This is a genomic window from Mycobacterium sp., assembly GCF_036490025.1.
Classification (GTDB): domain Bacteria; phylum Actinomycetota; class Actinomycetes; order Mycobacteriales; family Mycobacteriaceae; genus Mycobacterium.
Map to the genome: position 1 here is coordinate 26,721 of NZ_DASXEP010000104.1, position 25,548 is coordinate 52,268.

The following is a 25,548-nucleotide window of genomic DNA, read 5'->3' on the forward strand; positions in this document are numbered from 1 at the left end:
AAGACGACGATGTCAGTCCATGTGCTCGGTGATCTCGGCCGCGGTCTCGAGCCCGTTACCCAGCGCGGCGATCCAGCCGGTGATCCGGCGGGCCACGTCCTGGTCGGTCAGGCCGGCGGCGGCGAGCACCTCACCACGCGACGCGTGATCGAAGAACTGTTGCGGCAGGCCGACATCGCGGCACGGCACGTCGATCTCGGCGGCCCGCAACGCGGCCGACACGGCCGAACCGATGCCACCGGCCACCCCGTTGTCCTCCAGCGTGACGACCACCTTGTGCGCCACTGCCAATTCCGCCACCGCATCCGAGACCGGCAGCACCCAGCGCGGGTCGATCACCGTCACGCCAATGCCCTGGTCGCGCAACCGATCGGCCACCGACAGCGCCATCGTCGCGAGCGCTCCGACCGAGACCAGCAGCACCTCGGCACCCAGCCCGTCGGCAGGCACCGCCAGCACGTCCACCCCGGAGTGCCGCAGAAGTGCCGGAATGTCTTCACCGACATCGCCTTTCGGGAATCTGATCACGGTGGGGCCGTCTCCGATCGCGAGCGCTTCACCGAGTTCCTCCTGCAGCCGCGCGCCGTCCCTGGGTGCGGCCACCCGGATGCCCGGGACGATGCCCAGCATCGACATGTCCCACATGCCGTTGTGACTGGGCCCATCGCTGCCGGTGACCCCGGCCCGGTCCAGCACAATCGTGACGGGCAGCTTGTGCAGCGCCACGTCCATCATGATCTGGTCGAACGCCCGGTTGAGGAACGTCGAGTAGATCGCCACGACGGGATGCATCCCGCCCATTGCCAAACCGGCGGCCGAGGTCATCGCGTGCTGCTCGGCGATACCGACGTCGAAAAGCCGGTCTGGGAAACGTTGTCCGAACGCGGTCAACCCGGTCGGCCCGGGCATCGCCGCGGTGATCGCCACGATGTCGCGGCGCTTGCTCGCATAGTCGATCAGCGACTCGGAGAACGTCGCCGTCCAGCTCGGCCCCGGAATCTTGGTGGCCAGCCCGGTCGCCGGGTCGATCACGCCACAGGAGTGCATCTGGTCGGCCTCGTCGTCTTCGGCCGGGCCATAGCCCCTGCCCTTGAGCGTGACGACGTGCACCAGCACCGGGCCGTTGAAGCCGCGAGCCCGGCGCAGTGCGGCCTCGACGGCGTGTTCGTCATGGCCGTCGACTGGTCCCAGGTATTTCAGCCCCAGGTCGGTGAACAGTAGTTGGGGCGAAAGTGCGTCCTTCACACCAGCTTTCACACTGTGCACGAACTGGTAAAGCAAGTCACCGAAGATCGGCATCCCGCGCACTGCGCTGCGGCCGCGCTCCAGCAGATGCTCGTAGCCGGGCTGCAGCCGCAGCATGGCGAGATGGTTGGCCAGGCCGCCGAACGTCGGCGCGTAACTGCGGCCGTTGTCGTTGACGACGATCACCACCGGCCGGCGGGCCGCCGCGATGTTGTTGAGCGCTTCCCAGCACATACCGCCGGTCAGCGCGCCGTCGCCGACCACCGCGACCACATGCCGGTTGCGATGTCCGGTCAATTCGAACGCCTTGGCCAGCCCATCGGCATAGGACAACGCGGCGCTCGCGTGACTCGACTCGACCCAGTCGTGTTCGCTCTCCGAACGCGACGGATAACCCGACAGCCCATCCTTTTTGCGCAACGTTTCGAAATCAGCGGCACGACCGGTCAGCATCTTGTGTACGTAGGCCTGATGGCCGGTGTCGAAGATGATTGGGTCGTGCGGCGAATCGAACACCCGGTGCAAGGCCAGCGTCAGCTCGACGACGCCGAGATTGGGTCCGAGGTGGCCTCCGGTCGCGGCGACTTTGTGGATCAGAAACTCGCGGATCTCGGCGGCCAGATCGCGCAGATCCGCCTGAGAGAAGTGCTGCAGATCGGCGGGCCCACGGATCTGTTCGAGCATCCAGCTAGTGTACGCACGGCTGCGGGGCGATGCGCGGACCAGCGCAGATACTGCGCCAGTGCCCGGAGCGGACCACAATGCTCCCGCTCAGAAACAACACAGACAAGCCTGCTAGCGTAATGCCCCGGTGTGCCGGGAAGCCTCTGTCGTGCTGTTCGGGTCTTCCTGCGATTCATGGCTATTCAGGAGTGCACGATGACTCGCACGGTCGACACGGCCGCGCTTAGCGGACGGACGTCAGGGGTGGGCATGATCGCGACATCGCGCCCGTTGACCGCGCCGCCCAGATTTTGGGTGCCGCTTCCCCGGCAATGCTGAGCCAGGCGCGTGCCGGACGGCGGTACCACCGATGAGCAGCGCCCTCTTCCATGCCATTTACGCATCGACGGTGTTCGTCGTCGCCTATGTGCTGATCACCACCGAACGTTTCAACAAGACCAAGGTGGCGCTGGCGGGCGCGACGCTGATGTTCTTCCTGCCGCTGATCAGTTCCGAGGACGTCTTTTACTCACGCACCACCGGGGTGAATTGGGACGTTCTGTTCTTGCTGCTCGGGATGATGATCATCGTCAGCGTCGTGCGCCAAACCGGCGCGTTCGAATACCTGGCGATCTGGTCTGCCAAGCGCGCCAAGGGATCCCCGTTACGGATCATCATCCTGCTGATGCTGGTCACCGCGTTGGGAACGGCCGTGCTGGACAACGTGACCACGGTGTTGTTGATCGCGCCGGTGACACTGCTGGTGTGCGATCGCCTGGCGATCAATCCGGCGCCTTTTCTCGTCATCGAAGCTCTGACAGCCAACATCGCCGGCGCGGCGACCCTGGTCGGTGACCCGACCAGCATCATCATCGGCACCGGGGCCCACCTGAGCTTCATCGAATTCAGCGCGAACATGGCACCGGCGGTGCTGCTCGTGCTCGTCGCACTGATAGCGATACTGCCCCGCCTGTACCCGGGGTTCTTCGTCGCCGATCCCGAGCGGGTCGCCGATGTCATGTCGCTGGACGAACGCGAAGTAATCCGCAATCCGCGGCTGCTGCTGCAGTGCGCGATCGTTCTGTCGTTGGTCTTCGCCGGGTTCGTCTTGCATCGAACGATCCACATGGAGCCCTCCATGGTCGCGATGGCCGGCGCCGGGATACTGATCGTGACCTCCGGCATAGACCGTGAGTTCTACCTGGGCAGCGTTGAGTGGGAGACGCTGCTTTTCTTCGCCGGGCTGTTCGTCATGGTGGGCGCCCTGGTGCGAACGGGTGTCATCAAGGAATTGGCGCAAGTGGCCAGCAACTTCGCCCACGGCGATGCCTGGACGGCGACGATGCTGATCCTCACCATTTCCTTCACCATCGGCAGTGTCATCAACAACGTGCCCTATGCCGCCGCCATGACACCAATCGTGGGCCAGTTCGCCGACTCGATCCCGGGGCACGCCAGCTCAGGAGTGCTGTGGTGGGCCTTGCTGCTGGGCACCGTGCTGGGCGGGAACCTCACCATGGTCGGTGCCAGCGCAAACATCGTCGCGGTCGGGATCGCGCAGCGCTCAGGCCATCCCGTCTCGTTCTGGGACTTCACCAAACGAGGAGTAGTGGTGACCGCGATGTCGTTTGTCATTTCCCTCAGCTATCTGTGGCTGCGCTACTTCGCCTAGAGCCAGGATTCGGTCGTATGGTGTCCTTGTGCGAGCAGAGGATCTCGACGAGCAGTTTCCCATCGTGCCGGTGGATTCTGACGCTCTCGACGCTGCCCGGATGGTCGCCGAGCACGGTCTGCCCGGCCTCGTCGTCAGCGACACCGCTGGAAAGCCTCACGCGGTACTTCTGGCCTCCGAAATGCTGCAATTCGTCTTGCCCCGCTACGTGCAGGACAACATCACATTGGCCGGTGCCCTGGGTGACGCGCTGGCCGACCACGCCATCGAGAATCTGGCGGGTAAGACGGTCGGCGATGTCTTGCCGAAGCAACCGCGGAGGATCCCCTCCGTCGATGCGCGCGACGGCGTCATCAAGGTGGCCGCGGAGATGGCGCAGCAGCACTGCCCGTTGATCGCAGTGACCGAGAACGGAAAATTGCACGGCGTGATCACCGCGGCACGCCTGCTGGCCGCGGCGCTCAAATCCTGAGCGGCGCCTTGGCGCCCGGCCGGCGTTGTTGGCGGTTGTGTCGAACGAACCTGAGAATTCCCTTACACCCATCCCATTAACCGAAAGCTCGCGACGGACGTATTGTGTCGGTGTGCGGGCAAAGGATCTCGACGAGAAGTTCCCAGTAGTCAACATCGACTCAGCTGCGCTGGATGCAGTCCGACTGCTTGCCGAGCATCGTCTCAGCGGACTGGTGGTCGTCACCGACACGTCCGAAACGCCGTACGCGGTACTGCCGGCCTCTCAGGTCGTGCGGTTCATCGTGCCCGGTTACGTGCAGGACGATCCCGGTCTGGCCGGCGTTCTGACTGAGACGATGGCCGACCACGCAGCAGAAAAGCTGGGCGGCAAGAAGATCCGCGACATGCTGCCGAAGCAACGCCAGCATGTCCCCGTAGCGGACGCAGACGACACCATTATTGAGGTGGCTGAGGTCATGGCGCGGCTGCGGAGCCCCCTGGTCGCCGTGGTCAAAGATGGGAAGTTGCACGGGGTGATCACCGCGTCCCGCCTGCTCGCCGCGGCTCTCAAGGAATAGTCGGTCATTCCTATACGCCAAGCGCGCCTGGGGGTTTCGTAATCGCGAGGTGCTTCGATCCGGCGGGCTGGTAATTGTCGGGCGACGCTGACCTGCCGATTGACCTGAGACCGTGACTCAACTTAAGGATCAATGGATCCTGTTATAGGCTGCGTAGGTGCCGAGAACGTCGCGGAGGAGCTCCCTAGCGTGAGCATCGAGGCCGAGGTACCAGAAGTTTGATCGGGCGTCGAGGGTGGCGCCGGTGACATATTTCGCGATCGCGGTGTTCATCGCGGCCTACGCATGCATCATTAGCGAGCGTTTCAACAACACCACCGTTGCGTTGGTCGGCGCGGGCCTGATGATTCTGCTACCGGTGATCGAATCGCACGACGTTTTCTATTCGCAGGCCAGCGGAATCGACTGGGACGTCATCTTTTTGATGCTGGGCATGATGATCATCGTCAGCATCCTGCGCCAGACCGGGATATTCGAATACGCCGCGATCTGGGCTGTAAAACGTGCGAACGGATCACCACTACGAATCATGATCCTGCTGGCACTGGTCATGGCGATAGCCTCGGCCGTACTACCGAACGTGGTGTCCGTCCTGCTGATCGCCCCCGTCACCTTGCTGGTCTGCGATCGCCTGGCGATCAACCCGGTCCCCCTATTGATCGCTGAGGTGTTCGCGTCCAACATCGGCGGTACCGCCACATTGGTCGGTGACCCACCAAATATCATCATCGGCGCACGTAAAGGCCTGTCGTTCAACAGCTTCCTGGTCAACATGGCGCCCGTTGTGCTCATCATCCTGGTGGTCTTCGTTGCGGCTCTGCCGCTGCTGTTCCGCGGCCTGCCTCCAGTGGATCCCGACCGGGTCGCCGACGTCATGACTGTCGATGAGAGCGAGGCGCTCCAGGATCGGTCGCTGCTGATCAAGTCCGGCGCGGTCCTGGCGCTGGTGTTCGCCGGGTTCATCGTCTCCGAGGCCATTCACCTTCAGCCGTCGCTGGTGGCCCTGCTCGGCGCGGGCACGCTCATCCTGATCTCGCGGGTGCAGAAGTCCGACTATCTCGCCAACGTCGAATGGGACACGCTGTTGTTCATGGTCGGCCTGTTCGTCATGGTCGGTGCGCTGTTCAAGACTGGAGTCATCAAGACCCTCGGCCAGATGGCTGCCGACGCGACCGGGGGCAACGTGCTGGTCACGACGATGCTGATCCTGGGCGTTTCAATGCTGCTGTCCGGCATCATCGACAACGTCCCCTACGTAGCCACCATGACACCCATCGTCGGTCACCTGGCTTCGGCCATTCCGGCTCATTCCCACCACAATGTGATGTGGTGGTCGCTGGCGCTCGGTGGCGACTTGGGTGGCAACCTAACCGCCGTCGGATCCAGCGCGAACATCGTAATGATCGGCATCGCACTGAAATCCGGCAACCCCATCTCCTTCTGGCAGTTCACCCGCAAGGGCGTGCTGGTCACCGCCATGTCGACCGTGCTCTGCGGGCTCTACCTATGGCTGCGCTACTTTGTCCTGAGCTAAGGGTTCGACAACATGCGACATGTCCAACCGTTGAGCGGTTCGTACAGCAAGAGAGCGTAAAGATTTCACGGCTTGAGTGGGCGAACGCGTGCCGCTGATCGATAATGCGCACGGCCGATCAGGACGTCGAACGCCGAGCGAGTCGGCCCAGAGATTGCTATAGGCTTTCGTGCGTGCGGAGGAAATGCCGGTGGTCAACGCTGGTAACGCCGTCACCGAAGCCTCCGATGTCATGTCAGGCATGGGCAGCCCGCCAACGAGGGTGGGCAACGATTTGACGAGACATCGGGGGCTGCGACGATGACGGCAACCACAATCCAGATGTACTTCGCGGTCGCGGTGTTCGTCATCTCCTATGCGTTCATTATCAGCGAAAGGTTCAACAAGACCACGGTCGCACTAGTTGGCGCGGGCTTGATGATAATTTTGCCGGCCATCGACGCGCCCGACGTGTATTACTCCCAGGAGACCGGAATCGACTGGGATGTCATCTTTTTGATGCTGGGCATGATGATCATCGTCAGCATCCTGCTCCAGACCGGGGTATTCGAATACGCTGCAATTTGGGCGGCCAAGCGCGCCAACGGGTCTCCGGTGCGCATCATGATCCTGCTGACCCTCGTCATGGCGTTGGCCTCGGCGCTGCTACCCAACGTGGTCTCGGTGTTGTTGATCGCCCCAGTCACCTTGCTGGTGTGTGACCGACTGGCGATCAACCCGGTACCAATATTGATCGCCGAGGTGTTCGCCTCGAACATCGGCGGCGCAGCGACGTTGGTCGGTGACCCACCCAATATCATCATCGGCGCACGTAAGGGACTGTCGTTCAACGCCTTCCTGTTCAACATGGCACCGATCGTCGTCATCATCATGCTGGTCTTTGTCGCCGTTTCGCCGTTGCTGTTTCGTGGCTTCTCCACGGTCTCCCCCGAACGGGTTGCTGATGTGATGTCGCTGAACGAGCGTGAAGCGCTGCGCGATAGCCGGCTGTTGGTTAGATGCGGCGCGGTTATGGGTGTGGTGTTCGTCGGGTTCATCGTGTCCCCCTCGATCCACATTCAGCCGTCGCTGGTGGCGCTGCTGGGCGCCGGTGCCCTCATCCTGGTGTCCAAGCTGGAGAAGTCGGACTATCTGTCCAGCGTCGAGTGGGACACCCTGTTGTTCATCGTCGGCCTGTTCATCATGGTGGGCGCACTGCTCAAGACCGGCTTCATCAAACGCCTGGGTGAGCTGGCAGCCGGCGCAACCGGGGGCAATGTGCTTTTCACGACCCTGCTGATCCTGGGTGTGTCAACACTGGCATCCGGCCTGATCGACAATGTCCCTTATGTGGCCACCATGACACCGATCGTCACCCATCTGGCCTCAGCCATGCCGCATCATGAGCACCACAACGTGTTGTGGTGGTCGCTGGCACTTGGGGGCGACCTGGGCGGCAACCTGACCGCGGTGGGCTCCACCGCCAACATCGTCATGATTGGCATCGCTGTGCGGTCCGGCAACGCGATCTCATTCTGGGAGTTCACCCGCAAGGGCATCGTGATCACCGCGATGTCTACTATCCTTTGCGCGCTTTATCTGTGGCTGCGCTACTTCGTCCTCGCCTAAGCAGTCAGCGGGTCAGCAGCGCAACGCATTCGATGTGATGGGTCAGCGGGAACGAGTCGAATGCCGCGATTTTGTCGACCGCGTAACCGTGACGCTGATACAGGCCGACATCGCGAGCGAATGACGCTGCCTCACAACCGATATGGACAATCCGCGGCACCTCGGCCGCGGCCAGCAGGTCGATCACCTCGCGTCCGGCGCCGCCACGAGGCGGATCCAGCACCGCCACGTCGGCGCCCCCGCGTTGCGCGGTCAGCGCCCGCCGAACCGAATCGCTGATCACACTGAGCTGCGGAAGATCGGCCAGGCTGGCGCGTGCCGCCCGCGACGCCGCCCGTGAGCTGTCGATGCTGACCACCTTCCCGGACTCCCCCACCGCGTCACCCAGAACCGCGGCGAATACCCCTGCGCCGCCGTAGAGATCCCACGCGGTCATCCCGGGTTCCAGTTGAGCCCACTCGCCCACCAGGTCGCTGTAGGTCCGCGCCGCGTCGCGGTGGGCCTGCCAGAAGGCCGTGACCGGCAGGTGCCAATTACGCCGCCCGGCCCGCTGAACGCTCAGCTGACCGCCCTCGACCACATCGGTCGAATTTCGCCGGCCCTGGCGCACGGTGCGTGCCACGTGCCGCTGACCGTCGTCGTCGAGAACGACATGCAGGTGCGCACCTGGTGGCCAGTCGGTGCCGGCCAGCCCGTCGACCATCCCGGACGGCAGTTGCCCGCAGTTGAGATCGGTCACCAGCTCGTCGCTGTGGTAGCGATGAAAGCCGGCGCGGCCGTCGGCACCGACGTCGAGCCTGATCCGCGTCCGCCAGCCGGTGGGCCCAGCGTCCGATATCGGCTGGACAGCGTCGTTCCATTGGTAATTGCCAAGGCGGGCAAGCTGATTGGATATCACCGCAGCTTTCAGCGCGCGAGCCGCCACCGGGTCGACAAAGGCCAGATCGCAGCAGCCGGCGCCGTCCACACCGGCGATCGGGCACAGCGACGCGGTCCGGTCGCCGGACGGTTCGATCACCTCGATCGTCTCGGCGTGCCAGTAAGACCCCCGGTCGGCGGTGACCCGGACCCGCACCCGCTCACCGGGCAGCGCGTAGCGGACGAACACCACCCGACCGTCGTGGCGGGCAACGCAGCTGCCCCCGTTGGCCGGATCCCCGACGGTCAACGTCAGGTGCTCCAGTGCCGACGGCGGCGGCGCGGTGGATTCTGATGTCAATCGAAAATCCCCCGGCGTGCATCACCAGGCGCCGCATGCGGTTGCATGGTTTTCAGACGCTCCGACGAATTGAGTTGCCAGGGAACCGATGTCACCATCACCCCCGGCATGAACAGCAACCGGCCCTTGAGCCGCAACGCGCTCTGATTATGCAGCACGTGCTCCCACCAGTGGCCCACAACATATTCCGGAAGAAAGATGGTCACCACGCTACGCGGCGACTCTTTGCTTACCCGTTTGACGTAATCCAATATCGGGCGGGTGATTTCGCGATACGGCGACGCGATGACCTTCAGCGGCACATTGATATTGCTGTCTTCCCAGCGGTGGACCAGCGCACGGGTTTCCGCGTCGTCGACGCTGACCGTCACGGCCTCCAGCACATCGGGCCGCGTCGCGCGGGCATAGGCCAGGGCGCGCAGTGTCGGCAGATGCAACTTCGACACCAGCACGACCGCGTGATTGCGGCTGGGCAAAACGACGTCTTCGTCGTCGGCGGGCTGCTCGATTTCCCGGCTGACCGTGTCGTAATGCTTGCGGATCAGCTTCATCACGGCGAAAAGCAGTGTCATGGCCACCACCGCGATCCAGGCTCCGGCAAGGAACTTGGTGACCATCACGACGAGCAGCACCGATCCGGTGGCCACGAATCCGATCGTGTTGACCACCCGGGAGCGCATCATCGTTCGCCGCACCGCGGGGTCGGTTTCGTTGCGCAGCAACCGGGTCCAGTGCCGGACCATGCCGATTTGGCTCAGCGTGAAGGAAATGAACACCCCGACGATGTAGAGCTGGATCAGCGCGGTGACTTGCGCCCGAAACGCGATGATCGCCGCCAGCGCCGCCACCGCCAAAAACACGATTCCGTTCGAAAATGCCAACCGGTCTCCACGGGTGTGCAGCTGGCGGGGCAGGTAACTGTGTTGCGCCAGCACCGAGCCCAGCACCGGGAACCCGTTGAACGCCGTGTTGGCCGCCAAGACCAGGATGAGCGCGGTTACCGCGGCGATCAGCAGGAACCCGATCTGGAAGCTGCCGAAGACCGCTTGGGCGATCTGCGCCACCAGAGTCTTCTGTTGATAGTCGCGCGGGATACCGCTCAGCTGCGTGGCCGGATTGTCGACGATCTTGACGCGGGTCTCTTTGGCCAGCAGGATGATGCCCATAAACAGGCTGACCGCGATTGTTCCCAGCATCAGCAGTGTCGTTGCCGCGTTGCGCGACTTGGGCTTTCGAAAGGCCGGGACCCCGTTGCTGATCGCCTCGACACCGGTCAGCGCCGCGCAGCCCGACGAGAACGACCGCGCCACCAGGAACACCAGCGCGAAACCGGTGATCGAGCTGCGTTCGGCATGCATGACAAACTCGGCGGATTCAGCCCGGATCGGCTCGCCTAGCACGTAGATCCGGAACAGGCCCCAGCCCAGCATGATGCCTACGCCGACGATGAACGCATACGTCGGGATCGCGAAGGCCACCCCGGATTCGCGCACACCGCGCAGGTTGAGCGCCATCACCAACACGATCGCGCTCACGCAGAACAGCACCTTGTGGTTGGCCACAAACGGAATCGCGGATCCGATGTTCGACATGGCCGAGGCCGTCGAAACAGCCACCGTGAGAACATAATCCACCATCAGCGCGCTGGCCACGGTGAGACCGGCGTTGGCACCCAGGTTGGTGGTGACCACCTCGAAGTCGCCGCCGCCGGACGGGTAGGCATGTACGTTCTGCCGGTAGCTGGCCACCACCACCAGCATCACCGCCGCCACCGCCAGGCCGATCCACGGTGTCAACGAGTACGCCGCCAGCCCAGCCACAGACAGCGTCAGGAAGATCTCTTCGGGGGCGTAGGCCACCGAGGACAACGCATCGGAAGCGAACACCGGCAAGGCGATCCGCTTGGGCAGCAGCGTGTGGCTCAGCCGGTCGCTGCGAAACGGCCGACCCAAAACCAATCGACGCGCCGCAGTCGAAAGTTTGGACACGAGAGCCAAGAGTAAGCGTAACCGTGCCCGCCGGTACGGTTCTGTTGACGACAACGTTCCGGCCCCGGGAGGACCCGCAAGTGCGTGTGGTTGTGATGGGGTGCGGTCGGGTGGGCTCGTCGGTCGCGGACGGACTGTCCCGGATCGGCCACGACGTCGCAGTCATCGACAGTGACAGCACCGCGTTCAGCCGGCTGAGCCCCGAGTTCGCCGGTGAACGCGTGCTCGGCTTGGGATTCGATCGGGATGTGCTGCTCAGAGCCGGTATCGAGGAAGCCGAGGCGTTCGCGGCGGTGTCATCCGGCGACAACTCCAACATCATCTCGGCCCGGCTGGCCCGGGAAACGTTCGGCGTGCGGCGGGTCGTCGCGCGGATCTACGACGCCAAACGCGCCGAGGTGTACGAACGTCTCGGCATTCCCACGATTGCCACCGTGCCGTGGACGACGGACCGGCTGCTCAACGCACTCACCAGGGAGACTGAGACCACCAAGTGGCGCGACCCCACCGGGACCGTCGCCGTGGTCGAAGTGGCGTTGCACGAGGACTGGGTGGGCCGCCCGGCCACCCAGCTGGAGACGGCCACCGGCGCCCGGGTGGCATTCCTGATCCGATTCGGCACCGGTGTGCTGCCCGAACCCAAGACGGTCATTCAGGCCGGCGATCAGGTCTACATCGCCGCCATATCCGGGCGCGCAGCCGAGGCAGTGGCCATCGCGGCGTTGCCTCCCAGTGAGGACCTCGAATGAAACGCGCCGACGACGGGCTTGGCTGCGACGCCTGCGTCGCAGGGGCCAGCGGGGGCCCCAGATGAGAGTCGCCGTCGCAGGTGCCGGCGCGGTCGGCCGCTCGGTGGCCCGCGAGTTGGTCGGCAACGAACACGACGTGACGCTGATCGAGCGCAACCCCGAACACATCGACGTCGACGCCATCCCGGCCGCGCACTGGCGGCTCGGGGACGCCTGCGAGGTGAGCGTGCTGGAGTCGCTGCAACTGCAGGAATTCGACGTCGTGGTGGCGGCCACCGGCGACGACAAGGCCAACGTGGTGCTCAGCCTGCTGGCCAAGACCGAATTCGCGGTGCCGCGGGTGGTGGCCCGCGTCAACGACCCCCGCAACGAGTGGCTGTTCACCGACGCCTGGGGCGTCGATGTGGCGGTGTCCACCCCACGGATGCTGTGCTCGTTGATCGAAGAGGCGGTCGCCGTCGGGGACCTGGTCCGGCTGATGGAGTTCCGTAAAGGTCAGGCCAACCTGGTGGAGATCACGCTGCCCGACAACACCCGGTGGGGCGGCAAGCCGGTGCGAAAGCTGCAGCTGCCCCGGGACGTTGCGCTGGTGACGATTCTGCGTGGGCCCCGGGTGATCGTGCCGCAGGGCGACGAGCCGCTCGAAGGTGGCGACGAGCTGTTGTTCGTCGCAGTCACCGAGGCGGAAGAGGAGCTGCACCGGCTGCTACTGCCGCCACAGTGACCGAGGCGTTCTGCACGGCGCGCTGAGCCACCCTGATCGCCAGGAAAGTCACCAGGGCCGCCGCCGCGGCCAGCGGCCAGCCCATCCCGATCCGTGCCGCCACCAGCCACCCCGTGTGATTGGTGTCATAGAGCACCCGCTGCACCACGAAACGGGCGCCGAACACCAGCACCCAGGTGAGCGTGGCGACGTCGAAGGCGTAGACCGCGCGACGCACGTTGCGCCATTCTCGGTCGTGGCCGTGCAGCCAGCTCCAGAGGTAGCCGACGACGGGCCGTCGGATCAGCATCGACACCCCGAACACCGCCGCCCACAGCAACGACGTCCAGATGCCTAGCAGGAAATAGCCCTTGGACTCCCCTAGCAGGTAGGCGATCAGCACACAGACGGCGACGCCGATGAGCCCGGACACCGCCGGCTGCACCGATTCGCGTCGGACCAGCCGCCACAGCAGGATCAGCGTGGCGATCCCGAGGGCGGCGCCGGCCGCCGCGGCCAGGCCCATCAGCCGCGAGGTGCCCACGAACACCAGCACCGGCGCCGAGGAGTAGATGATCCCCGCAACGCCGCCCAGTTGTTCCATCACCCGGTCGGCCGGGGTGCGTCTGGTATCGACTGAATCCACTTCGCCCTCGACGGCGTCAGCCCTGTCGCCGGCGTCTGTCGCACGGTTCACCGAGCGCGCCTCACCGCTGAATTTCGTAGTGCGGGTTGTAAATCGCTTTGGTGCCGTTTTCCAGCTTGCCCAGTCGGCCCTGCACCCGCAGCGTTCGGCCCGACTCGATCCCGGGAATCTTGCGCTGCCCCAACCAGACCAGCTCAATGGTGTCGGTGCCGTCGAAGAGTTCCGCGCGAACGCCGTCGGCGCAACCCTTTCCGTTGCATTCCACACTGCGCAGTGTTCCGACCACAGTGACCTCTTCGCCGCGCCGGCAGTCGATCGCCCGCTGCGCGCCGGTGGTCACCGCCTCGTCGCACAGCTTCTCGGCATCACGCTGCTCGGGGTCCTCCGTCAACCGACGAGTCAGCCGGCGCAGATAACCTTCCGCCGCCATGACCTCTCCTGAGCATCCGCACTTGGTTCGCACCGGACCGGTAACGCCGGTCCTCTTATCCCAACGGACACCGTAGACGCAATGGTTCCCCAATGCCACGCGGCGCCGGGGCAGTATCGAGGAGTGATTATCGACCTGCGCGGGGCGACCGCCGTGATGCTGCCGGGAACGGGGTCCGACGACGACTACGTCAGTCGGGCGTTTGCCAGGCCACTGCGCGACGCCGGCGCCCGGTTGCTGGCGCCGCGATCGCAACCCGACCGCTTGATCGACGGCTATCTGCACCACTTGGACGACGCCGCGCGTGGCGGCCCGATCGTGGTCGGCGGCGTGTCGATCGGCGCCGCGGTGGCCGTGGCGTGGGCGCTGAGCCATCCCGAGCGCACCGTCGCGGTGTTGGCCGCGCTGCCGCCCTGGACTGGTGCACCCGACAGCTCGCCGGCCGCGACCGCGGCGCGGCACTGCGCTCGACAGCTGCGCGAGGACGGCCTGGACGCGACGACGGCACAGATGCGCGCGTCCAGTCCGCCGTGGCTGGCCGAGGAGCTGACCCGGTCGTGGCGGAGCCAGTGGCCGCATCTGCCCGACGCCATGGAGGCGGCGGCCGGCTACGTCGCCCCGACTCACGCGCAGCTGCAACGACTGACGGCGCCGATGGGCGTCGCCGCGGCCAGCGACGACCCGATCCACCCGCTCGACGTCGGGCGTCAATGGGCGGACGCCGCTCCGCAGGCAGCGCTACGCACGGTAACCCTGGACCAAATCGGCGTAGACCCGGCCGCGCTCGGTGCCGCCTGTCTGGCGGCGCTCGACGCTTCCTGAACTAGCCGCCGGTGCCGCGCAGCTGCTGCATCGCCGACCCGGAGGCACTGCGGCGCTCGGTCGGCGTCGGAGTGCCTTCTTCGCCCGCGACGTCTTCGCCGACTAGGTCCTCGCCGGCCTCGCCGGCGACGTCACCGGTCGGCGGCGCGACGACCCCCTGCCCTCCGGCCGCGCCCTGGGCGGCCGCAGCCTCACGCAGCTGTGAAGCCATCGGCTCGGGCAGCTGCACCGGCAGCGGTGTGCGCACTGGAAGAGGAGTGTCACCACGCTGAATCACCGTGTCCAGCAACGCATTCCGCGCTTCATCAGTCAACGCATCGACGGACTCCGCTGATGCATTCACCACACAGCGGATCATCCAGCGGTAGCCGTCGACCCCGATGAACCGCACTACGCCGGTCGCGGTGCCGACCACCTCACGACCCCAGCGACCATCCTCGATGCGCACCGCAGCCCCGTCCTTGCGCAGCGACTCGGCCAGTTCGCCGGCCACCTCGCGCCACAGGCCGCCGGTCTTGGGTGCGGCGTACGCGGCAATGGTGAAGCGGCCGTTGGCCGTCACCACCCACACCGCGCTGGGCACGCCGGTCTCGGTCAGCTCAACCTGCAGCTGGGCGGACGGGGGCAGCGGCAGCAGCACCGAGCCGAGGTCGAGGCGGCCTGCCGCGGCGGCCGCGGAGTCGTCGAAATCCTCGATGTCGAACGGGCCATCGAGCTCGTCGGCAACCGGATTCACGACGGACGCTTCCTTTTCTCGATGTGCGCCCACGGATTCCGGCTCGTCGACTGATTGCTCTGCGGGTTTACGCCTACCGAATGCCATTACAGACTCGCATGTCCGCCGGAGGAGCCGTGGCCGCCGGCGCCACGGGTGGTATCGGTCAATCCAGCCTCGTCGAACGAGGACACCTCGACCAGGTCGACCAACTCGACGCGCTGCACCAGCAACTGGGCGATCCGGTCTCCACGGTTGACGACAATCGGCACCGAGGGGTCGAGGTTGATCAACGAGACCTTGATCTCACCACGGTAACCCGCATCGATCGTGCCAGGGCTGTTGACGATCGAAAGCCCTACTCGCGCAGCCAATCCGGACCGCGGGTGCACCAACCCCACCATCCCGACCGGGATCGCCACCGCGATCCCCGTCCGCACCAGCGCCCGGTGCCCGGGCGCGAGCTCGACGTCTTCGGCGCTGTAGAGATCCACGCCGGCATCACCGTGATGGGCCCGGGCGGGCAGCGGAAGCCCGGGGTCGAGACGAACAACCGCCAGACTGGTCGACACGGGGGCACAGATTACCCTTGACCGCGTGTCAGGGACGCCAGTCACGCCGCAAAGCGCGCGGTATCGCGAACGTTTGTGGGTGCCGTGGTGGTGGTGGCCACTGGGTTTCGCGCTGGCGGCGCTCATCGCGGTCGAAGTCAACATGGGCGTGCCAGGCCTGCCGCGCTGGCTACCGTTCGCCGCGCTGTTCGTGGTAGCCACCGGAGCATTGCTGTGGCTAGGCCGCATCGAGATCCGGATCACCGCCGGTGACGCCGGAGTCGAACTGTGGGCCGGCGAGGCGCATCTGCCGGTCACCGTGATCGCCCGGTCCGCCGACATTCCCCGCTCCGCCAAGTCGGCGGCACTGGGACGACAGCTCGACCCGGCGGCATACGTCGTGCACCGGGGCTGGGTCGGCCCGATGGTGCTCGTCGTGCTGGATGACGCCGACGACCCGACGCCGTACTGGCTGGTGAGCTCCCGCCACCCGCAGCGGGTGTTGTCGGCGTTGCGCAGTTAGTCGGAGACGTCCCGACCATCGGAATCAGGCCGCGCAGTCCGTACAGATCATCACGCCATTCTTCTCACTGGCCAGCCGGCTGCGGTGCTGCACGAGAAAGCAGCTCGAGCAGGTGAATTCGTCGGCCTGCTTGGGCACCACCCGCACGGACAGCTCTTCGCCGGACAAGTCGGCGCCCGGCAGCTCAAACGACTCGGCGGACTCCGACTCGTCGACATCAACCACCGCCGACGCCGCTTCGTTTCGCCGTGCCTTGAGTTCCTCGAGGGAATCCTCTGAAACGTCGTCGGTTTCGGTACGCCGTGGGGCGTCGTAATCGGTAGCCATCATCTGTCCCCTCGTAACCCTGCAGGGAAACCCCGCAAGCAAAGCTTTGTACCAGCGTCGAACGCATCCACCAAACGATTCGTGCCCGTATGACACCGAGTTCAACTGTGATTTACGTCACATCCGCGATTTAGCCGCGCTACCTCGCGCTAAACATCGGCCTTCGGAGTGCCTTAGAGTGCCACCGTGGTCGCGCAAATCACGGAAGGCACCGCGTTCGACAAGCACGGGCGCCCGTTCCGTCGTCGCAACGCCCGGCCCGCGATCGCCCTGCTCGTGGTGCTGCTGGTGGCCAGCGCGGTGGTGTGGACGATCGCGTTGACCCGTCCGCCCGAAGTCCACGAGGCAACGGTGTGCAACCCGCCGCCCGAGCCGACCGATCCAGGCCAGCCCCGCCTGGGTACCGCGGTGTCGCGCAGCACGATGGTCAACGTCGCACCGGCGAAGCTGCCCGATGCCAAAGTCCGCGTCCTCAACGCCAGCGGGCGGGGCGGTCAGGCCGCCGACGTCGCCGGCGCCTTGCGGGACCTGGGATTCGCGCAGCCGGCCGCAGCCAACGACCCCGTCTATGACCACACCCGGCTGAACTGCCAGGGGCAGATCCGTTTCGGCGAGGCCGGGCAGGCCGGCGCGGCGGCGGTGTGGCTGGTGGCGCCGTGCGCCGAGCTGTACCGCGACGACCGCAGCGACGACTCGGTCGACCTGGTGCTCGGCACCGAGTTCGGTGCGCTGGCACACAGCGATGACATCGCCGCGGTGCTCGCCGGACTACGCCCGGGCGCCACCGAGCCGTCCGATTCCGCGTTGCTGGCGAAGATCCACGCCGGCACCTGCTGATCGCGGCAGCCGCTGTCCGGTCAGCCCGGAATCGGGGCCAGGCCGTCGAATTGCCTTAGTGCCGTGTGCAACTGGTCGGCGATCCCGGGTGCCGCGGCGACCACCAGGGCCGCAGTCTGCTGCGGGTCCCCCGGCTCGGGCAGCAGCACGCGGGCGCCGGCCTCGGCGGCGATGAGCGCCCCGGCCGCGCAGTCCCACACGTGTAGACCGTGCTCGTAGTAGGCGTCGAGTCGCCCGGCCGCGACCATGCACAAATCCAGTGCCGCAGAGCCGATCCGGCGCACATCGCGGACCACCGGAAGGATTTTCGACACCAGCTCCGCCTGGACGATGCGGCGTTGCCTGGAGTAGGCGAATCCGGTGCCCACCAACGCCAGCGACAAGTCATCGACGGCGCTGCACCGCAGCCGGCGGGTGCCCTCGGCGTCGGTCACCTGCGCACCCAGTCCGGCCGCGGCCGAGTACAGCCGTCGGCCGACGACATCGGCGACCGCGCCGGCCACCGAGACACCGTCGATCTGCGCCGCCACCGACACCGCGTACGACGGAATCCCGTAGACGAAGTTCACCGTGCCATCAATGGGGTCCAGCACCCACGTCACGGTGCCGGCGCCGGTGCCCGCCGGATCGGTGGGGCCACCGATCTCCTCGCCGAGAACGGCGTCGCCGGATCGCAGTTGCGCCAACCGATCACGCAGCAGCCGTTCGGTTTCGGTGTCCACGACGGTGACCGGGTCGGTCGGGGTCGTCTTTGTCTGCACCGCGGCATCGCCGCCGGCGCCCGCGTCGGCGCCGAAGACCTCGCCACGGCGGCGCCGGACGAACTCGGCCGCTTCGCCGGCCAGCGTCTCGGCCACCTCCTGCAGCTGCGCCGGTTGGTTCTCAGGTGTGCTCACCGACTCATCGCATCACAGGTGTCTCCGGGTTCCGCAACGCCGGGGGTAACAGCTACGCATTAGGGTTTGGTCGACACTTACGTCTCGCCGAGGAGATTCGATGACCAGTGCCGACTCGACCAGCACGTCGTCCGCGGGCGGCGGGACCACGACGCCGCCACGCCGCGGTTTCGGCATCGACGTCGGCGGAAGCGGAATCAAGGGCGGCATCGTCGACCTCGACACCGGTCAGCTGATCGGCGACCGGGTCAAGTTGCTGACACCCCACCCAGCCACCCCGTCGGCGGTGGCCAAGACGATCGCCGCGGTCGTGAGCGAGTTCGGGTGGACCGGCCCGCTCGGTGTGACCTATCCGGGCGTCGTCACGCACGGCATCGTCCGGACCGCCGCCAACGTCGACAAAAAGTGGATCGGCACCAATGCGTGCGACATCATCAGCGCGGAACTGCACGGTCAGCGGGTCGTCGTTCTGAATGACGCCGACGCGGCCGGATTGGCCGAGGAATGCTACGGCGCCGGCAAAGACGCCACCGGTGTGGTGGTGCTGCTCACATTCGGGACCGGAATCGGCTCGGCGGTCATTCACAATGGGATATTGCTGCCCAACACCGAGTTCGGACATCTCGAAGTCGGGGGGAAAGAGGCCGAACACCGCGCCGCGTCCTCGGTCAGAGACCGGCGCGGCTGGAGCTACAAAAAGTGGGCCAAGCAGGTGACGAAGGTACTGGTCGCCATCGAGAACGCGATGTCGCCTGAGTTGTTCATCGCCGGCGGCGGAATCAGCCGCAAAGCCGACAAATGGGTGCCGCTGCTGAAAAACCGGACCCCGGTCGTTGCCGCTGCCTTGCAGAACACCGCCGGAATCGTCGGAGCGGCGATGGCGGCGACGCGCGACGTGACGCACTGATTGCGTGCTCTGGCGGGAGTATTGCCATGCTGTCGTTACAATGGTCACCGGCAGCCGCCCAACCGATAGCGGCGAATATCCAACCTGGTAATCGACGCCAACATCCGACATAGCCGACATTTTCCGGATGAGCATGCCTAGAGCACCGGAAGTGAGTTCTACCGAAGGGGTTTACGTGGCAGCGACCAAGGCACGACCGGCAACCGATGAGCCGGTGAAGCGCACCGCAGCCAAATCCCCCGCCGCTACCGCGGCAAAGCGTTCGCCGGCCAAGGCCGCCAATGGCTCAGCCACCAAGACAGCCAAAGCGCCGGCAAAGGCCGCCAAAGCCGCCACCGCAACCAAAACCCGCGCCGCCACCAAGGGCGCGGCGGCCAAGTCGGCACCGGCCCGTGGTCGCCCGAAGAAAGCGACCTCCAAAGGCGCCGCGGACGCCGAGGCCACGACGGCCGACGAACAGATCGGGGACCTGGACAGCGACGCCGAACTCGAAGCCGGACCCGACGACGAGATCGAACTCGACGCAGAAGACCTGAACCTCGAAGATCTCGAGGTCGACCCGGCCGACGACACCGAGCCGGCCGCGACCGGCGAAGCGTCCCCGAAGAAGCCGGCCAAAGCCGCCGGCGCGGAATCAGCCGACGACGAAGAGATTGTCGAGCCGAGCGAAAAGGACAAGGCCTCAGGCGATTTCGTCTGGGATGAGGACGAGTCGGAAGCTCTGCGGCAGGCCCGTAAGGATGCCGAGTTGACGGCGTCCGCGGACTCGGTCCGGGCGTACCTCAAGCAGATCGGCAAGGTGGCGCTGCTCAACGCCGAAGAGGAAGTCGAGTTGGCCAAGCGGATCGAAGCCGGCCTCTACGCGACCCAGCTGATGACGGAGCTGACCGACCGCGGCGAAAAGCTGCCCGCCGCCCAGCGCCGCGACATGGTGTGGATCTGCCGTGACGGCGACCGCGCGAAAAACCATCTGCTGGAAGCCAACCTGCGACTGGTGGTCTCGCTGGCCAAGCGTTACACCGGCCGCGGCATGGCGTTTCTCGACCTGATCCAGGAGGGCAACCTCGGCTTGATCCGTGCAGTCGAAAAGTTCGACTACACAAAGGGTTACAAGTTCTCGACGTATGCAACCTGGTGGATCCGCCAGGCGATCACCCGCGCCATGGCCGATCAGGCCCGCACCATCCGCATCCCGGTGCACATGGTCGAGGTGATCAACAAGCTGGGCCGTATTCAGCGTGAGCTGCTGCAGGACCTGGGCCGCGAGCCCACGCCCGAAGAGCTGGCCAAGGAAATGGACATCACCCCGGAGAAGGTGCTGGAGATCCAGCAATACGCCCGGGAGCCGATCTCGCTGGACCAGACCATCGGCGACGAGGGCGACAGCCAGCTCGGCGACTTCATCGAAGACAGCGAAGCGGTGGTGGCCGTCGACGCGGTGTCGTTCACTTTGCTGCAAGACCAGTTGCAGTCGGTGCTGGAGACGCTGTCCGAGCGTGAGGCCGGCGTCGTGCGGCTGCGCTTCGGCCTCACCGACGGCCAGCCTCGCACCCTCGACGAAATCGGCCAGGTGTACGGGGTCACCCGTGAGCGCATTCGCCAGATCGAGTCGAAGACGATGTCGAAATTGCGTCACCCCAGCCGTTCTCAGGTGCTGCGCGACTACCTCGACTAGCGACCGTTCAACGGTCGCTAAAAGACTTGTCGCGCAATTAATCCAGCTGCGCCGGAGAAACAACTGTCCTAGGTTGACGGCATGTCAACCAGCCGCATCCTCGTCTCGTCCGGATCCGACTTCGAGTCAACCGTGGGTTACTCGCGCGCGGTGCGCGTCGGGCCACACGTCGCCGTGGCCGGGACGACCGGTCCCGGACCCGTCGGCGACATCGGCGCGCAGACACGAGAAGCATTGCGTCGCATCGAAATTGCCCTCAACGAGGCGGGCGCGGTGCTGAGCGATGTGGTCCGTACCCGCATCTACGTGACCGACATTTCTCGGTGGCGCGAGGTCGCGGCGGTGCATGCCGACGTATTCGGCCAGATCCGCCCTGCGGCCACCATGGTCGAAGTGGCGGCGCTCATCGCCCCGGAGCTGTTGGTGGAGGTCGAAGTCGACGCTTACTCGCCGGCCGATCCGATCGCCGGGAAAGCACCATCAGCGGTCGGCCGGTAGCTGGTGATATTGATCACAGCGTCAACGGGCAAGGCTCCGTACAGATGCGGGAACAGCATCGACTCCGGATCAGTTGCTACACCTAGTTCCCAACGAATGGGTGAGTCCAGACGGGTCGGATCGATATGCAGCAAAACCAGGTCGTGGCGGCCGCGATAGAGGCGGTTGGCAGGCAGATGCACTTGCTCGGGCGTCGACAAGTGGACGAAGCCGACGCTGGCAAGCGACTCGGGTCGTAGGTCGCCACGGATCCGGGCAACCGACCACTCAGCGGTGGAACACAGGTGTACCAGCACCGGCGCGTGACGGCTCATACGGCCATCCTGCCCGGAGCGCCAAAGGGGCAGGCGTGAGAAACGACACAGCGGGTAAACACCCGGTGAAGACGGTCAAACGCGTTGTCATCTGAGACAGTGGAGAAGGCAGAACGGAGTAGCCATGAATGCGACGTTGACCAGTCCAGAGTTAACCCGGGCTGATCGGTGCGATCGATGCAGCGCTGCTGCACGGGTCCGCGCCAAGCTGCCCTCCGGCGCAGAGCTGCTGTTCTGCCAGCACCACGCCAACGAGCATGAGGCGAAGCTGATCGAGTTGTCCGCTGTGCTGGAAATCAGCGGCGACGTGGTCGAGGCTTAAGACGCAACTCGCCACCTGCAATCCTGGCGGTAGATGCCTTCGTCAGGAATCCTGAACGGGTCATGACCTACCACCCAGTCAAACCTTCGCGACATCACATCTGGCGCATCGCCCGGCGGGCGTTGTCGAAAAGCTGGGACGACTCGATTTTTTCGGAGTCCGCGCAGGCCGCATTCTGGTCGGCGTTGTCACTGCCACCACTGCTGCTGGGAATGTTGGGCAGCCTCGCCTACGTGGCGCCGCTGTTCGGGCCCGACACGATGTCGGTGATCGAGCAACGTCTGGTGTCGATGTCGAACAAGGTGTTCTCGCCAAGCGTCGTTCACGAGATCATCGAGCCGACCATCCACGACATCGATCGCGGCGCCCGCGGAGAAGTGGTGTCGCTGGGCTTTCTCATTTCACTATGGGCCGGGTCGTCGGCAATCTCTGCCTTTGTCGATTCGGTCGTCGAGGCGCACGATCAGACCCCGCTGCGGCATCCGGTGCGTCAGCGACTGTTCGCGCTCGGACTGTATGTGGTGATGCTGCTCTTCGTCATCGTCACCGCCCCGCTGATGGTGCGCGGGCCGCGCAAGCTCGCCGAGTTGATTCCCGACGGTTTGCAGGACGTGCTGGCTTACGGGTACTACCCGGCGTTGCTCACCGGACTGATCGCCACCGTGGTCGTCCTGTACCGCGTGGCCCTGCCGGAACCGTTGCCGACGCACCGGCTGGTATTCGGTGCGGCACTGGCGAGCGTGGCATTCGTCATCGCCACATTGGGGCTGCGCATCTACCTGCGCTACATCACCGGTACCGGCTACACCTACGGCGCACTGGCCACCCCGATCGCGTTTCTGTTGTTCGCGTTCTTTGCGGGTTTTTCGATCATGTTGGGCGCGGAGTTCAACGCCGCCATCCAGGAGGAGTGGCCGGCACCGCGCACGCACGCCCACCGGCTGCGGCGGTGGCTGGTCAAGCGCGCCCAGGAGGTCGTCGACGACGCCGGTGTGGCAACGGACGATGAGGAACCGTCCTCCGCGCGCACCGATCCGGTCAGCTCCTCTTGAGCGACTCGTAGATCCGCTTGCAGTCCGGGCACACCGGCGAGCCGGGCTTCGCCGACTTCGTCACCGGAAACACCTCGCCGCACAGCGCCACAACATGCGTGCCCATCACCGCGCTTTCGGCGATCTTGTTCTTCTTGACGTAGTGGAAGAACTTCGGGGTGTCACTGTCGGTCCCGTCGTCGACGCGTTCGTCGGTGTCGGTGCGTTCGATCGTCTGGGTCTCCATGGCACATATTGTGCCGGAACTGCGCACCCCGCCGTGTGCCAATTTGTGCAACAGTGGAGAAATGAGGCGCAGCCAAGAGCTGGGTTTCGACGACGATGGCCGACCGATCCTCATCACCGCCGCCGCACCCGCGTACGAAGTCCAACACCGTCAGCGCGTGCGGAAATATCTGACGATCATGTCGTTTCGTATTCCGGCGCTGCTGCTGGCCGCCGTCGCATACGGCCTGTGGCACAACGGTCTTATCTCACTGGCGATCATCGCCGCGTCAATCCCGTTGCCCTGGATTGCGGTGCTGATCGCCAACGACCGTCCGCCCCGGCGCGCCGAGGAACCACGACGATTCGATGAGTCCGTGCGGCGGACCCCGCTCTTCCCGACGGCCGAACGACCCGCAATCGAGGGTCGTAGTCGCTCAGCGCCGCAACCGGAATCGCCTTTCACGGCGGGCGCCGGTTCCGAATAGCCCGGCGCTGCAGGGGGTTCTCAGCACATTCTCAGGGCGGGCGGACATTCACGCACGTCAGCGGGTGTGAGATGGCCACCCGGTGGGAACTACTACCCCGGTTGGGTCGTTGTACCCCATGACAGTTGACGCCGATCAGGAGGCCGCCATGGCAAATCCCACCGCACGCCGGGTAGATAGCGACCTGGATGCTCAGAGCCCAGCCGCGGACCTGGTGCGGGTGTATCTGAACGGGATCGGCAAAACGGCCCTGCTCAACGCGGCTGACGAAGTCGAGCTCGCGAAGCGCATCGAGGCCGGCCTGTACGCCAAGCATCTGCTGGAGACCCGCAAGCGCCTCGGCGAGAACCGCAAGCGCGACCTGGCGGCCGTTGTCCGCGATGGCGAAGCCGCACGAAGTCACCTGCTGGAAGCCAACCTGCGGCTGGTCGTGTCGCTGGCCAAGCGCTACACCGGCCGCGGGATGCCGCTGCTGGACCTCATCCAGGAAGGTAACCTCGGGCTGATCCGCGCCATGGAAAAGTTCGACTACGCAAAGGGATTCAAGTTCTCCACCTACGCGACGTGGTGGATCCGCCAGGCGATCACCCGGGGCATGGCCGACCAGAGCCGCACCATCCGGTTGCCGGTTCACCTGGTCGAGCAGGTGAACAAGCTGGCGCGCATCAAGCGCGAGATGCACCAGAGCCTCGGCCGCGAAGCCACCGACGACGAGCTGGCTGCCGAATCGGGCATCCCCGTGGAGAAGATCAACGACCTGCTCGAGCACAGCCGCGATCCGGTCAGCCTCGACATGCCGGTCGGATCCGAAGAGGAAGCGCCGCTGGGTGACTTCATCGAGGACGCCGAAGCGATGTCCGCGGAGAACTCGGTGATCGCCGAATTGCTGCACACCGACATTCGCAGCGTTCTCGCCACGCTCGACGAGCGTGAGCACCAGGTGATCCGGCTGCGATTCGGGCTCGACGACGGACAGCCCCGGACGCTCGATCAGATCGGCAAGCTGTTCGGTCTGTCCCGCGAACGGGTTCGCCAAATCGAGCGCGAGGTGATGGCCAAGCTGCGCAACGGCGAGCGAGCCGACCGGCTGCGGTCGTACGCAAGCTGACAAGCCGCACGCTCGACATGTATGCCCGCCACGCCCGTGGCGGGCATACTGCTGCGCTGGAGTGTTAGCGAGCCATTCGCGCAGCTGGGCAAGTAGACTCGGCGGCGATGGAGGGTGCGGAATGAACGACCTGGTTGATACCACCGAGATGTACCTGCGGACCATTTACGACCTCGAGGAAGAGGGCGTAACCCCGCTGCGTGCCCGGATCGCCGAACGGCTTGACCAGAGCGGGCCCACGGTCAGCCAGACCGTATCGCGGATGGAGCGGGACGGGCTGCTGCATGTGGCCGGTGACCGCCATCTCGAGCTGACCGACAAAGGCCGGACGTTGGCGGTCTCGGTGATGCGCAAGCACCGGCTGGCCGAGCGGCTGCTGGTCGACGTCATCGGTGTGCCGTGGGAAGAGGTCCACGCCGAGGCGTGTCGCTGGGAGCACGTCATGAGTGAGGACGTCGAACGCCGGCTCATGAAAGTGCTCAACAACCCGACCACGTCGCCGTTCGGCAACCCGATTCCTGGGCTCATCGATCTGGGCATCGGTGACGGGTTCGGCGCCGACGAGGGCAACCTGGTGCGGTTGACGGAACTGCCGGCCGGTCCGCCCGTCGCGGTCGTGGTGCGCCAGCTGACCGAGCACGTGCAGGGCGACATCGACCTGATCACCCGCCTCAAGGACGCCGGCGTTGTTCCCAACGCCCGCGTGACCGCCGAATCCAACCCGGCAGGTGGCGTGACGATCGTGATCCCGGGCCACGAGAAGGTCAGCCTGCCGCACGAAATGGCCCACGCCGTCAAGGTCGAAAAGGTTTAGACCGGGC

General features: G+C 65.4%; 28 protein-coding genes and 1 pseudogene. 18 read left to right on the forward strand and 11 right to left on the reverse strand.

Annotated elements, in window-relative coordinates:
• Positions 1 to 12: 12 nt before the first annotated feature.
• Positions 13 to 1,929 (reverse strand): 1-deoxy-D-xylulose-5-phosphate synthase, encoded by a 1,917-nt coding sequence (gene dxs, locus VGG53_RS11625; RefSeq protein ID WP_331518206.1) that lies wholly within the window; start codon positions 1,927 to 1,929, stop codon positions 13 to 15.
• Positions 1,930 to 2,278: 349 nt separating this feature from the next.
• Between dxs and VGG53_RS11630 the strand changes: the two genes are divergently transcribed.
• The 5 genes from VGG53_RS11630 to VGG53_RS11650 all read left to right on the forward strand — a co-directional run bounded on the left by VGG53_RS11630 (position 2,279) and on the right by VGG53_RS11650 (position 7,753).
• The gene (locus VGG53_RS11630) at positions 2,279 to 3,580 is read left to right on the forward strand and encodes an ArsB/NhaD family transporter (protein WP_331518207.1); all 1,302 of its coding nucleotides are present in this window, start codon (positions 2,279 to 2,281) and stop codon (positions 3,578 to 3,580) included.
• 28 nt (positions 3,581 to 3,608) lie between these two features.
• Positions 3,609 to 4,052: a CBS domain-containing protein gene (locus VGG53_RS11635; RefSeq protein WP_331518208.1), complete on the forward strand. Its 444-nt coding sequence runs from the start codon at positions 3,609 to 3,611 to the stop codon at positions 4,050 to 4,052.
• A 112-nt stretch (positions 4,053 to 4,164) separates the two neighbouring features.
• Positions 4,165 to 4,611: a CBS domain-containing protein gene (locus VGG53_RS11640; protein WP_331518209.1), complete on the forward strand. Its 447-nt coding sequence runs from the start codon at positions 4,165 to 4,167 to the stop codon at positions 4,609 to 4,611.
• A 244-nt stretch (positions 4,612 to 4,855) separates the two neighbouring features.
• Positions 4,856 to 6,145, forward strand: a complete 1,290-nt coding sequence (locus tag VGG53_RS11645; protein ID WP_331518210.1) for an ArsB/NhaD family transporter — start codon at positions 4,856 to 4,858, stop codon at positions 6,143 to 6,145.
• A gap of 300 nt (positions 6,146 to 6,445) precedes the next feature.
• A complete protein-coding gene (locus tag VGG53_RS11650; protein WP_331518211.1) occupies positions 6,446 to 7,753 on the forward strand; it encodes an ArsB/NhaD family transporter in 1,308 nt (435 codons plus the stop codon).
• Between the two features lie 4 nt (positions 7,754 to 7,757).
• Here the strand turns inward: VGG53_RS11650 and VGG53_RS11655 are convergent, their stop codons facing one another.
• On the reverse strand, positions 7,758 to 8,936 hold the full coding sequence (locus VGG53_RS11655) for a class I SAM-dependent RNA methyltransferase (RefSeq protein ID WP_414688950.1): 1,179 nt from the start codon (positions 8,934 to 8,936) through the stop codon (positions 7,758 to 7,760).
• 32 nt (positions 8,937 to 8,968) lie between these two features.
• Positions 8,969 to 10,960: an APC family permease gene (locus tag VGG53_RS11660; protein ID WP_331518213.1), complete on the reverse strand. Its 1,992-nt coding sequence runs from the start codon at positions 10,958 to 10,960 to the stop codon at positions 8,969 to 8,971.
• Between the two features lie 80 nt (positions 10,961 to 11,040).
• Between VGG53_RS11660 and VGG53_RS11665 the strand changes: the two genes are divergently transcribed.
• Together VGG53_RS11665 and VGG53_RS11670 are read left to right on the forward strand one after the other, a co-directional pair.
• Complete coding sequence (locus tag VGG53_RS11665; protein WP_331518214.1) at positions 11,041 to 11,709, forward strand: TrkA family potassium uptake protein; 669 nt, start codon at positions 11,041 to 11,043, stop codon at positions 11,707 to 11,709.
• Between the two features lie 61 nt (positions 11,710 to 11,770).
• Positions 11,771 to 12,433 carry a TrkA family potassium uptake protein gene (locus VGG53_RS11670; protein ID WP_331518215.1) on the forward strand — a complete coding sequence of 221 codons (663 nt, stop codon included), beginning with the start codon at positions 11,771 to 11,773 and terminating at the stop codon, positions 12,431 to 12,433.
• On the opposite strand, the gene VGG53_RS11675 is transcribed toward VGG53_RS11670, so the two are convergent.
• Both VGG53_RS11675 and VGG53_RS11680 read right to left on the reverse strand, forming a co-directional pair.
• Positions 12,384 to 13,016 carry a DUF3159 domain-containing protein gene (locus tag VGG53_RS11675; protein ID WP_331518250.1) on the reverse strand — a complete coding sequence of 211 codons (633 nt, stop codon included), beginning with the start codon at positions 13,014 to 13,016 and terminating at the stop codon, positions 12,384 to 12,386. The two genes, VGG53_RS11670 and VGG53_RS11675, sit on opposite strands and share 50 nt — an antisense overlap.
• A 103-nt stretch (positions 13,017 to 13,119) precedes the next feature.
• Positions 13,120 to 13,488: an OB-fold nucleic acid binding domain-containing protein gene (locus tag VGG53_RS11680; protein ID WP_331518216.1), complete on the reverse strand. Its 369-nt coding sequence runs from the start codon at positions 13,486 to 13,488 to the stop codon at positions 13,120 to 13,122.
• A 123-nt stretch (positions 13,489 to 13,611) separates the two neighbouring features.
• Between VGG53_RS11680 and VGG53_RS11685 the strand changes: the two genes are divergently transcribed.
• On the forward strand, positions 13,612 to 14,310 hold the full coding sequence (locus VGG53_RS11685) for an alpha/beta hydrolase (protein ID WP_331518217.1): 699 nt from the start codon (positions 13,612 to 13,614) through the stop codon (positions 14,308 to 14,310).
• A 1-nt stretch (position 14,311) separates the two neighbouring features.
• Here VGG53_RS11685 and VGG53_RS11690 read toward each other — a convergent pair whose 3' ends face one another.
• Positions 14,312 to 15,133, reverse strand: a complete 822-nt coding sequence (locus VGG53_RS11690; RefSeq protein WP_331518218.1) for a DUF3710 domain-containing protein — start codon at positions 15,131 to 15,133, stop codon at positions 14,312 to 14,314.
• A complete protein-coding gene (gene dut, locus VGG53_RS11695; RefSeq protein WP_331518219.1) occupies positions 15,133 to 15,597 on the reverse strand; it encodes a dUTP diphosphatase in 465 nt (154 codons plus the stop codon). The genes VGG53_RS11690 and dut overlap by 1 nt, the downstream gene beginning before the upstream one ends.
• A gap of 25 nt (positions 15,598 to 15,622) precedes the next feature.
• Here dut and VGG53_RS11700 point away from each other — a divergent pair, with 25 nt between their 5' ends.
• Positions 15,623 to 16,099: a DUF3093 domain-containing protein gene (locus VGG53_RS11700; RefSeq protein ID WP_331518220.1), complete on the forward strand. Its 477-nt coding sequence runs from the start codon at positions 15,623 to 15,625 to the stop codon at positions 16,097 to 16,099.
• A 24-nt stretch (positions 16,100 to 16,123) separates the two neighbouring features.
• On the opposite strand, the gene VGG53_RS11705 is transcribed toward VGG53_RS11700, so the two are convergent.
• Positions 16,124 to 16,426, reverse strand: a complete 303-nt coding sequence (locus tag VGG53_RS11705; RefSeq protein ID WP_045382353.1) for a DUF4193 domain-containing protein — start codon at positions 16,424 to 16,426, stop codon at positions 16,124 to 16,126.
• Between the two features lie 186 nt (positions 16,427 to 16,612).
• Between VGG53_RS11705 and cei the strand changes: the two genes are divergently transcribed.
• Positions 16,613 to 17,263 (forward strand): envelope integrity protein Cei, encoded by a 651-nt coding sequence (cei, locus tag VGG53_RS11710; protein WP_331518221.1) that lies wholly within the window; start codon positions 16,613 to 16,615, stop codon positions 17,261 to 17,263.
• A gap of 20 nt (positions 17,264 to 17,283) precedes the next feature.
• Here cei and VGG53_RS11715 read toward each other — a convergent pair whose 3' ends face one another.
• A complete protein-coding gene (locus tag VGG53_RS11715) occupies positions 17,284 to 18,159 on the reverse strand; it encodes an inositol monophosphatase family protein (protein ID WP_331518222.1) in 876 nt (291 codons plus the stop codon).
• Between the two features lie 100 nt (positions 18,160 to 18,259).
• Here VGG53_RS11715 and ppgK point away from each other — a divergent pair, with 100 nt between their 5' ends.
• From ppgK to VGG53_RS11730, 3 genes are all read left to right on the forward strand, one after another.
• The gene (gene ppgK, locus VGG53_RS11720) at positions 18,260 to 19,066 is read left to right on the forward strand and encodes a polyphosphate--glucose phosphotransferase (protein WP_331518223.1); all 807 of its coding nucleotides are present in this window, start codon (positions 18,260 to 18,262) and stop codon (positions 19,064 to 19,066) included.
• A 133-nt stretch (positions 19,067 to 19,199) separates the two neighbouring features.
• Positions 19,200 to 20,741: an RNA polymerase sigma factor gene (locus VGG53_RS11725; RefSeq protein WP_331518252.1), complete on the forward strand. Its 1,542-nt coding sequence runs from the start codon at positions 19,200 to 19,202 to the stop codon at positions 20,739 to 20,741.
• 81 nt (positions 20,742 to 20,822) lie between these two features.
• The gene (locus tag VGG53_RS11730) at positions 20,823 to 21,239 is read left to right on the forward strand and encodes a RidA family protein (protein WP_331518224.1); all 417 of its coding nucleotides are present in this window, start codon (positions 20,823 to 20,825) and stop codon (positions 21,237 to 21,239) included.
• Here the strand turns inward: VGG53_RS11730 and VGG53_RS11735 are convergent.
• The gene (locus VGG53_RS11735; RefSeq protein WP_331518225.1) at positions 21,185 to 21,553 is read right to left on the reverse strand and encodes a DUF952 domain-containing protein; all 369 of its coding nucleotides are present in this window, start codon (positions 21,551 to 21,553) and stop codon (positions 21,185 to 21,187) included. The two genes, VGG53_RS11730 and VGG53_RS11735, sit on opposite strands and share 55 nt — an antisense overlap.
• Positions 21,554 to 21,677: 124 nt before the next feature.
• Between VGG53_RS11735 and VGG53_RS11740 the strand changes: the two genes are divergently transcribed.
• Entirely contained in the window at positions 21,678 to 21,875 is a 198-nt protein-coding gene (locus tag VGG53_RS11740; protein ID WP_331518226.1) for a DUF7455 domain-containing protein, read from the forward strand.
• 62 nt (positions 21,876 to 21,937) lie between these two features.
• A complete protein-coding gene (locus VGG53_RS11745) occupies positions 21,938 to 22,927 on the forward strand; it encodes a YihY/virulence factor BrkB family protein (protein WP_331518227.1) in 990 nt (329 codons plus the stop codon).
• On the opposite strand, the gene VGG53_RS11750 is transcribed toward VGG53_RS11745, so the two are convergent.
• The gene (locus VGG53_RS11750; protein ID WP_331518228.1) at positions 22,914 to 23,153 is read right to left on the reverse strand and encodes a DUF3039 domain-containing protein; all 240 of its coding nucleotides are present in this window, start codon (positions 23,151 to 23,153) and stop codon (positions 22,914 to 22,916) included. The two genes, VGG53_RS11745 and VGG53_RS11750, sit on opposite strands and share 14 nt — an antisense overlap.
• Positions 23,154 to 23,214: 61 nt before the next feature.
• Between VGG53_RS11750 and VGG53_RS11755 the strand changes: the two are divergent.
• The 3 genes and pseudogenes from VGG53_RS11755 to VGG53_RS11765 form a co-directional block, all read left to right on the forward strand.
• Positions 23,215 to 23,600 (forward strand): annotated as a pseudogene (locus VGG53_RS11755) (DUF3099 domain-containing protein); the annotation flags it as partial.
• A 137-nt stretch (positions 23,601 to 23,737) separates the two neighbouring features.
• The gene (sigB, locus tag VGG53_RS11760) at positions 23,738 to 24,727 is read left to right on the forward strand and encodes a sigma-70 family RNA polymerase sigma factor SigB (RefSeq protein ID WP_331518230.1); all 990 of its coding nucleotides are present in this window, start codon (positions 23,738 to 23,740) and stop codon (positions 24,725 to 24,727) included.
• A gap of 121 nt (positions 24,728 to 24,848) precedes the next feature.
• Positions 24,849 to 25,541, forward strand: a complete 693-nt coding sequence (locus VGG53_RS11765) for a metal-dependent transcriptional regulator (RefSeq protein ID WP_331518231.1) — start codon at positions 24,849 to 24,851, stop codon at positions 25,539 to 25,541.
• Positions 25,542 to 25,548: the final 7 nt, after the last annotated feature.

Bases quoted from the DNA above. Each gene is read 5' to 3' on its own strand.
- dxs (WP_331518206.1), bottom strand. From the start codon at position 1,929: ATGCTCGAACAGATCCGTGGGCCCGCCGATCTGCAGCACTTCTCTCAG.
- VGG53_RS11630 (WP_331518207.1), top strand. From the start codon at position 2,279: ATGAGCAGCGCCCTCTTCCATGCCATTTACGCATCGACGGTGTTCGTC.
- VGG53_RS11650 (WP_331518211.1), top strand. From the start codon at position 6,446: ATGACGGCAACCACAATCCAGATGTACTTCGCGGTCGCGGTGTTCGTC.
- VGG53_RS11670 (WP_331518215.1), top strand. From the start codon at position 11,771: ATGAGAGTCGCCGTCGCAGGTGCCGGCGCGGTCGGCCGCTCGGTGGCC.
- VGG53_RS11675 (WP_331518250.1), bottom strand. From the start codon at position 13,016: ATGGAACAACTGGGCGGCGTTGCGGGGATCATCTACTCCTCGGCGCCG.
- VGG53_RS11680 (WP_331518216.1), bottom strand. From the start codon at position 13,488: ATGGCGGCGGAAGGTTATCTGCGCCGGCTGACTCGTCGGTTGACGGAG.
- VGG53_RS11690 (WP_331518218.1), bottom strand. From the start codon at position 15,133: ATGGCATTCGGTAGGCGTAAACCCGCAGAGCAATCAGTCGACGAGCCG.
- VGG53_RS11705 (WP_045382353.1), bottom strand. From the start codon at position 16,426: ATGGCTACCGATTACGACGCCCCACGGCGTACCGAAACCGACGACGTT.
- ppgK (WP_331518223.1), top strand. From the start codon at position 18,260: ATGACCAGTGCCGACTCGACCAGCACGTCGTCCGCGGGCGGCGGGACC.
- VGG53_RS11725 (WP_331518252.1), top strand. From the start codon at position 19,200: ATGCCTAGAGCACCGGAAGTGAGTTCTACCGAAGGGGTTTACGTGGCA.
- VGG53_RS11730 (WP_331518224.1), top strand. From the start codon at position 20,823: ATGTCAACCAGCCGCATCCTCGTCTCGTCCGGATCCGACTTCGAGTCA.
- VGG53_RS11735 (WP_331518225.1), bottom strand. From the start codon at position 21,553: ATGAGCCGTCACGCGCCGGTGCTGGTACACCTGTGTTCCACCGCTGAG.
- VGG53_RS11740 (WP_331518226.1), top strand. From the start codon at position 21,678: ATGAATGCGACGTTGACCAGTCCAGAGTTAACCCGGGCTGATCGGTGC.
- VGG53_RS11745 (WP_331518227.1), top strand. From the start codon at position 21,938: ATGACCTACCACCCAGTCAAACCTTCGCGACATCACATCTGGCGCATC.
- VGG53_RS11750 (WP_331518228.1), bottom strand. From the start codon at position 23,153: ATGGAGACCCAGACGATCGAACGCACCGACACCGACGAACGCGTCGAC.
- sigB (WP_331518230.1), top strand. From the start codon at position 23,738: ATGACAGTTGACGCCGATCAGGAGGCCGCCATGGCAAATCCCACCGCA.
- VGG53_RS11765 (WP_331518231.1), top strand. From the start codon at position 24,849: ATGAACGACCTGGTTGATACCACCGAGATGTACCTGCGGACCATTTAC.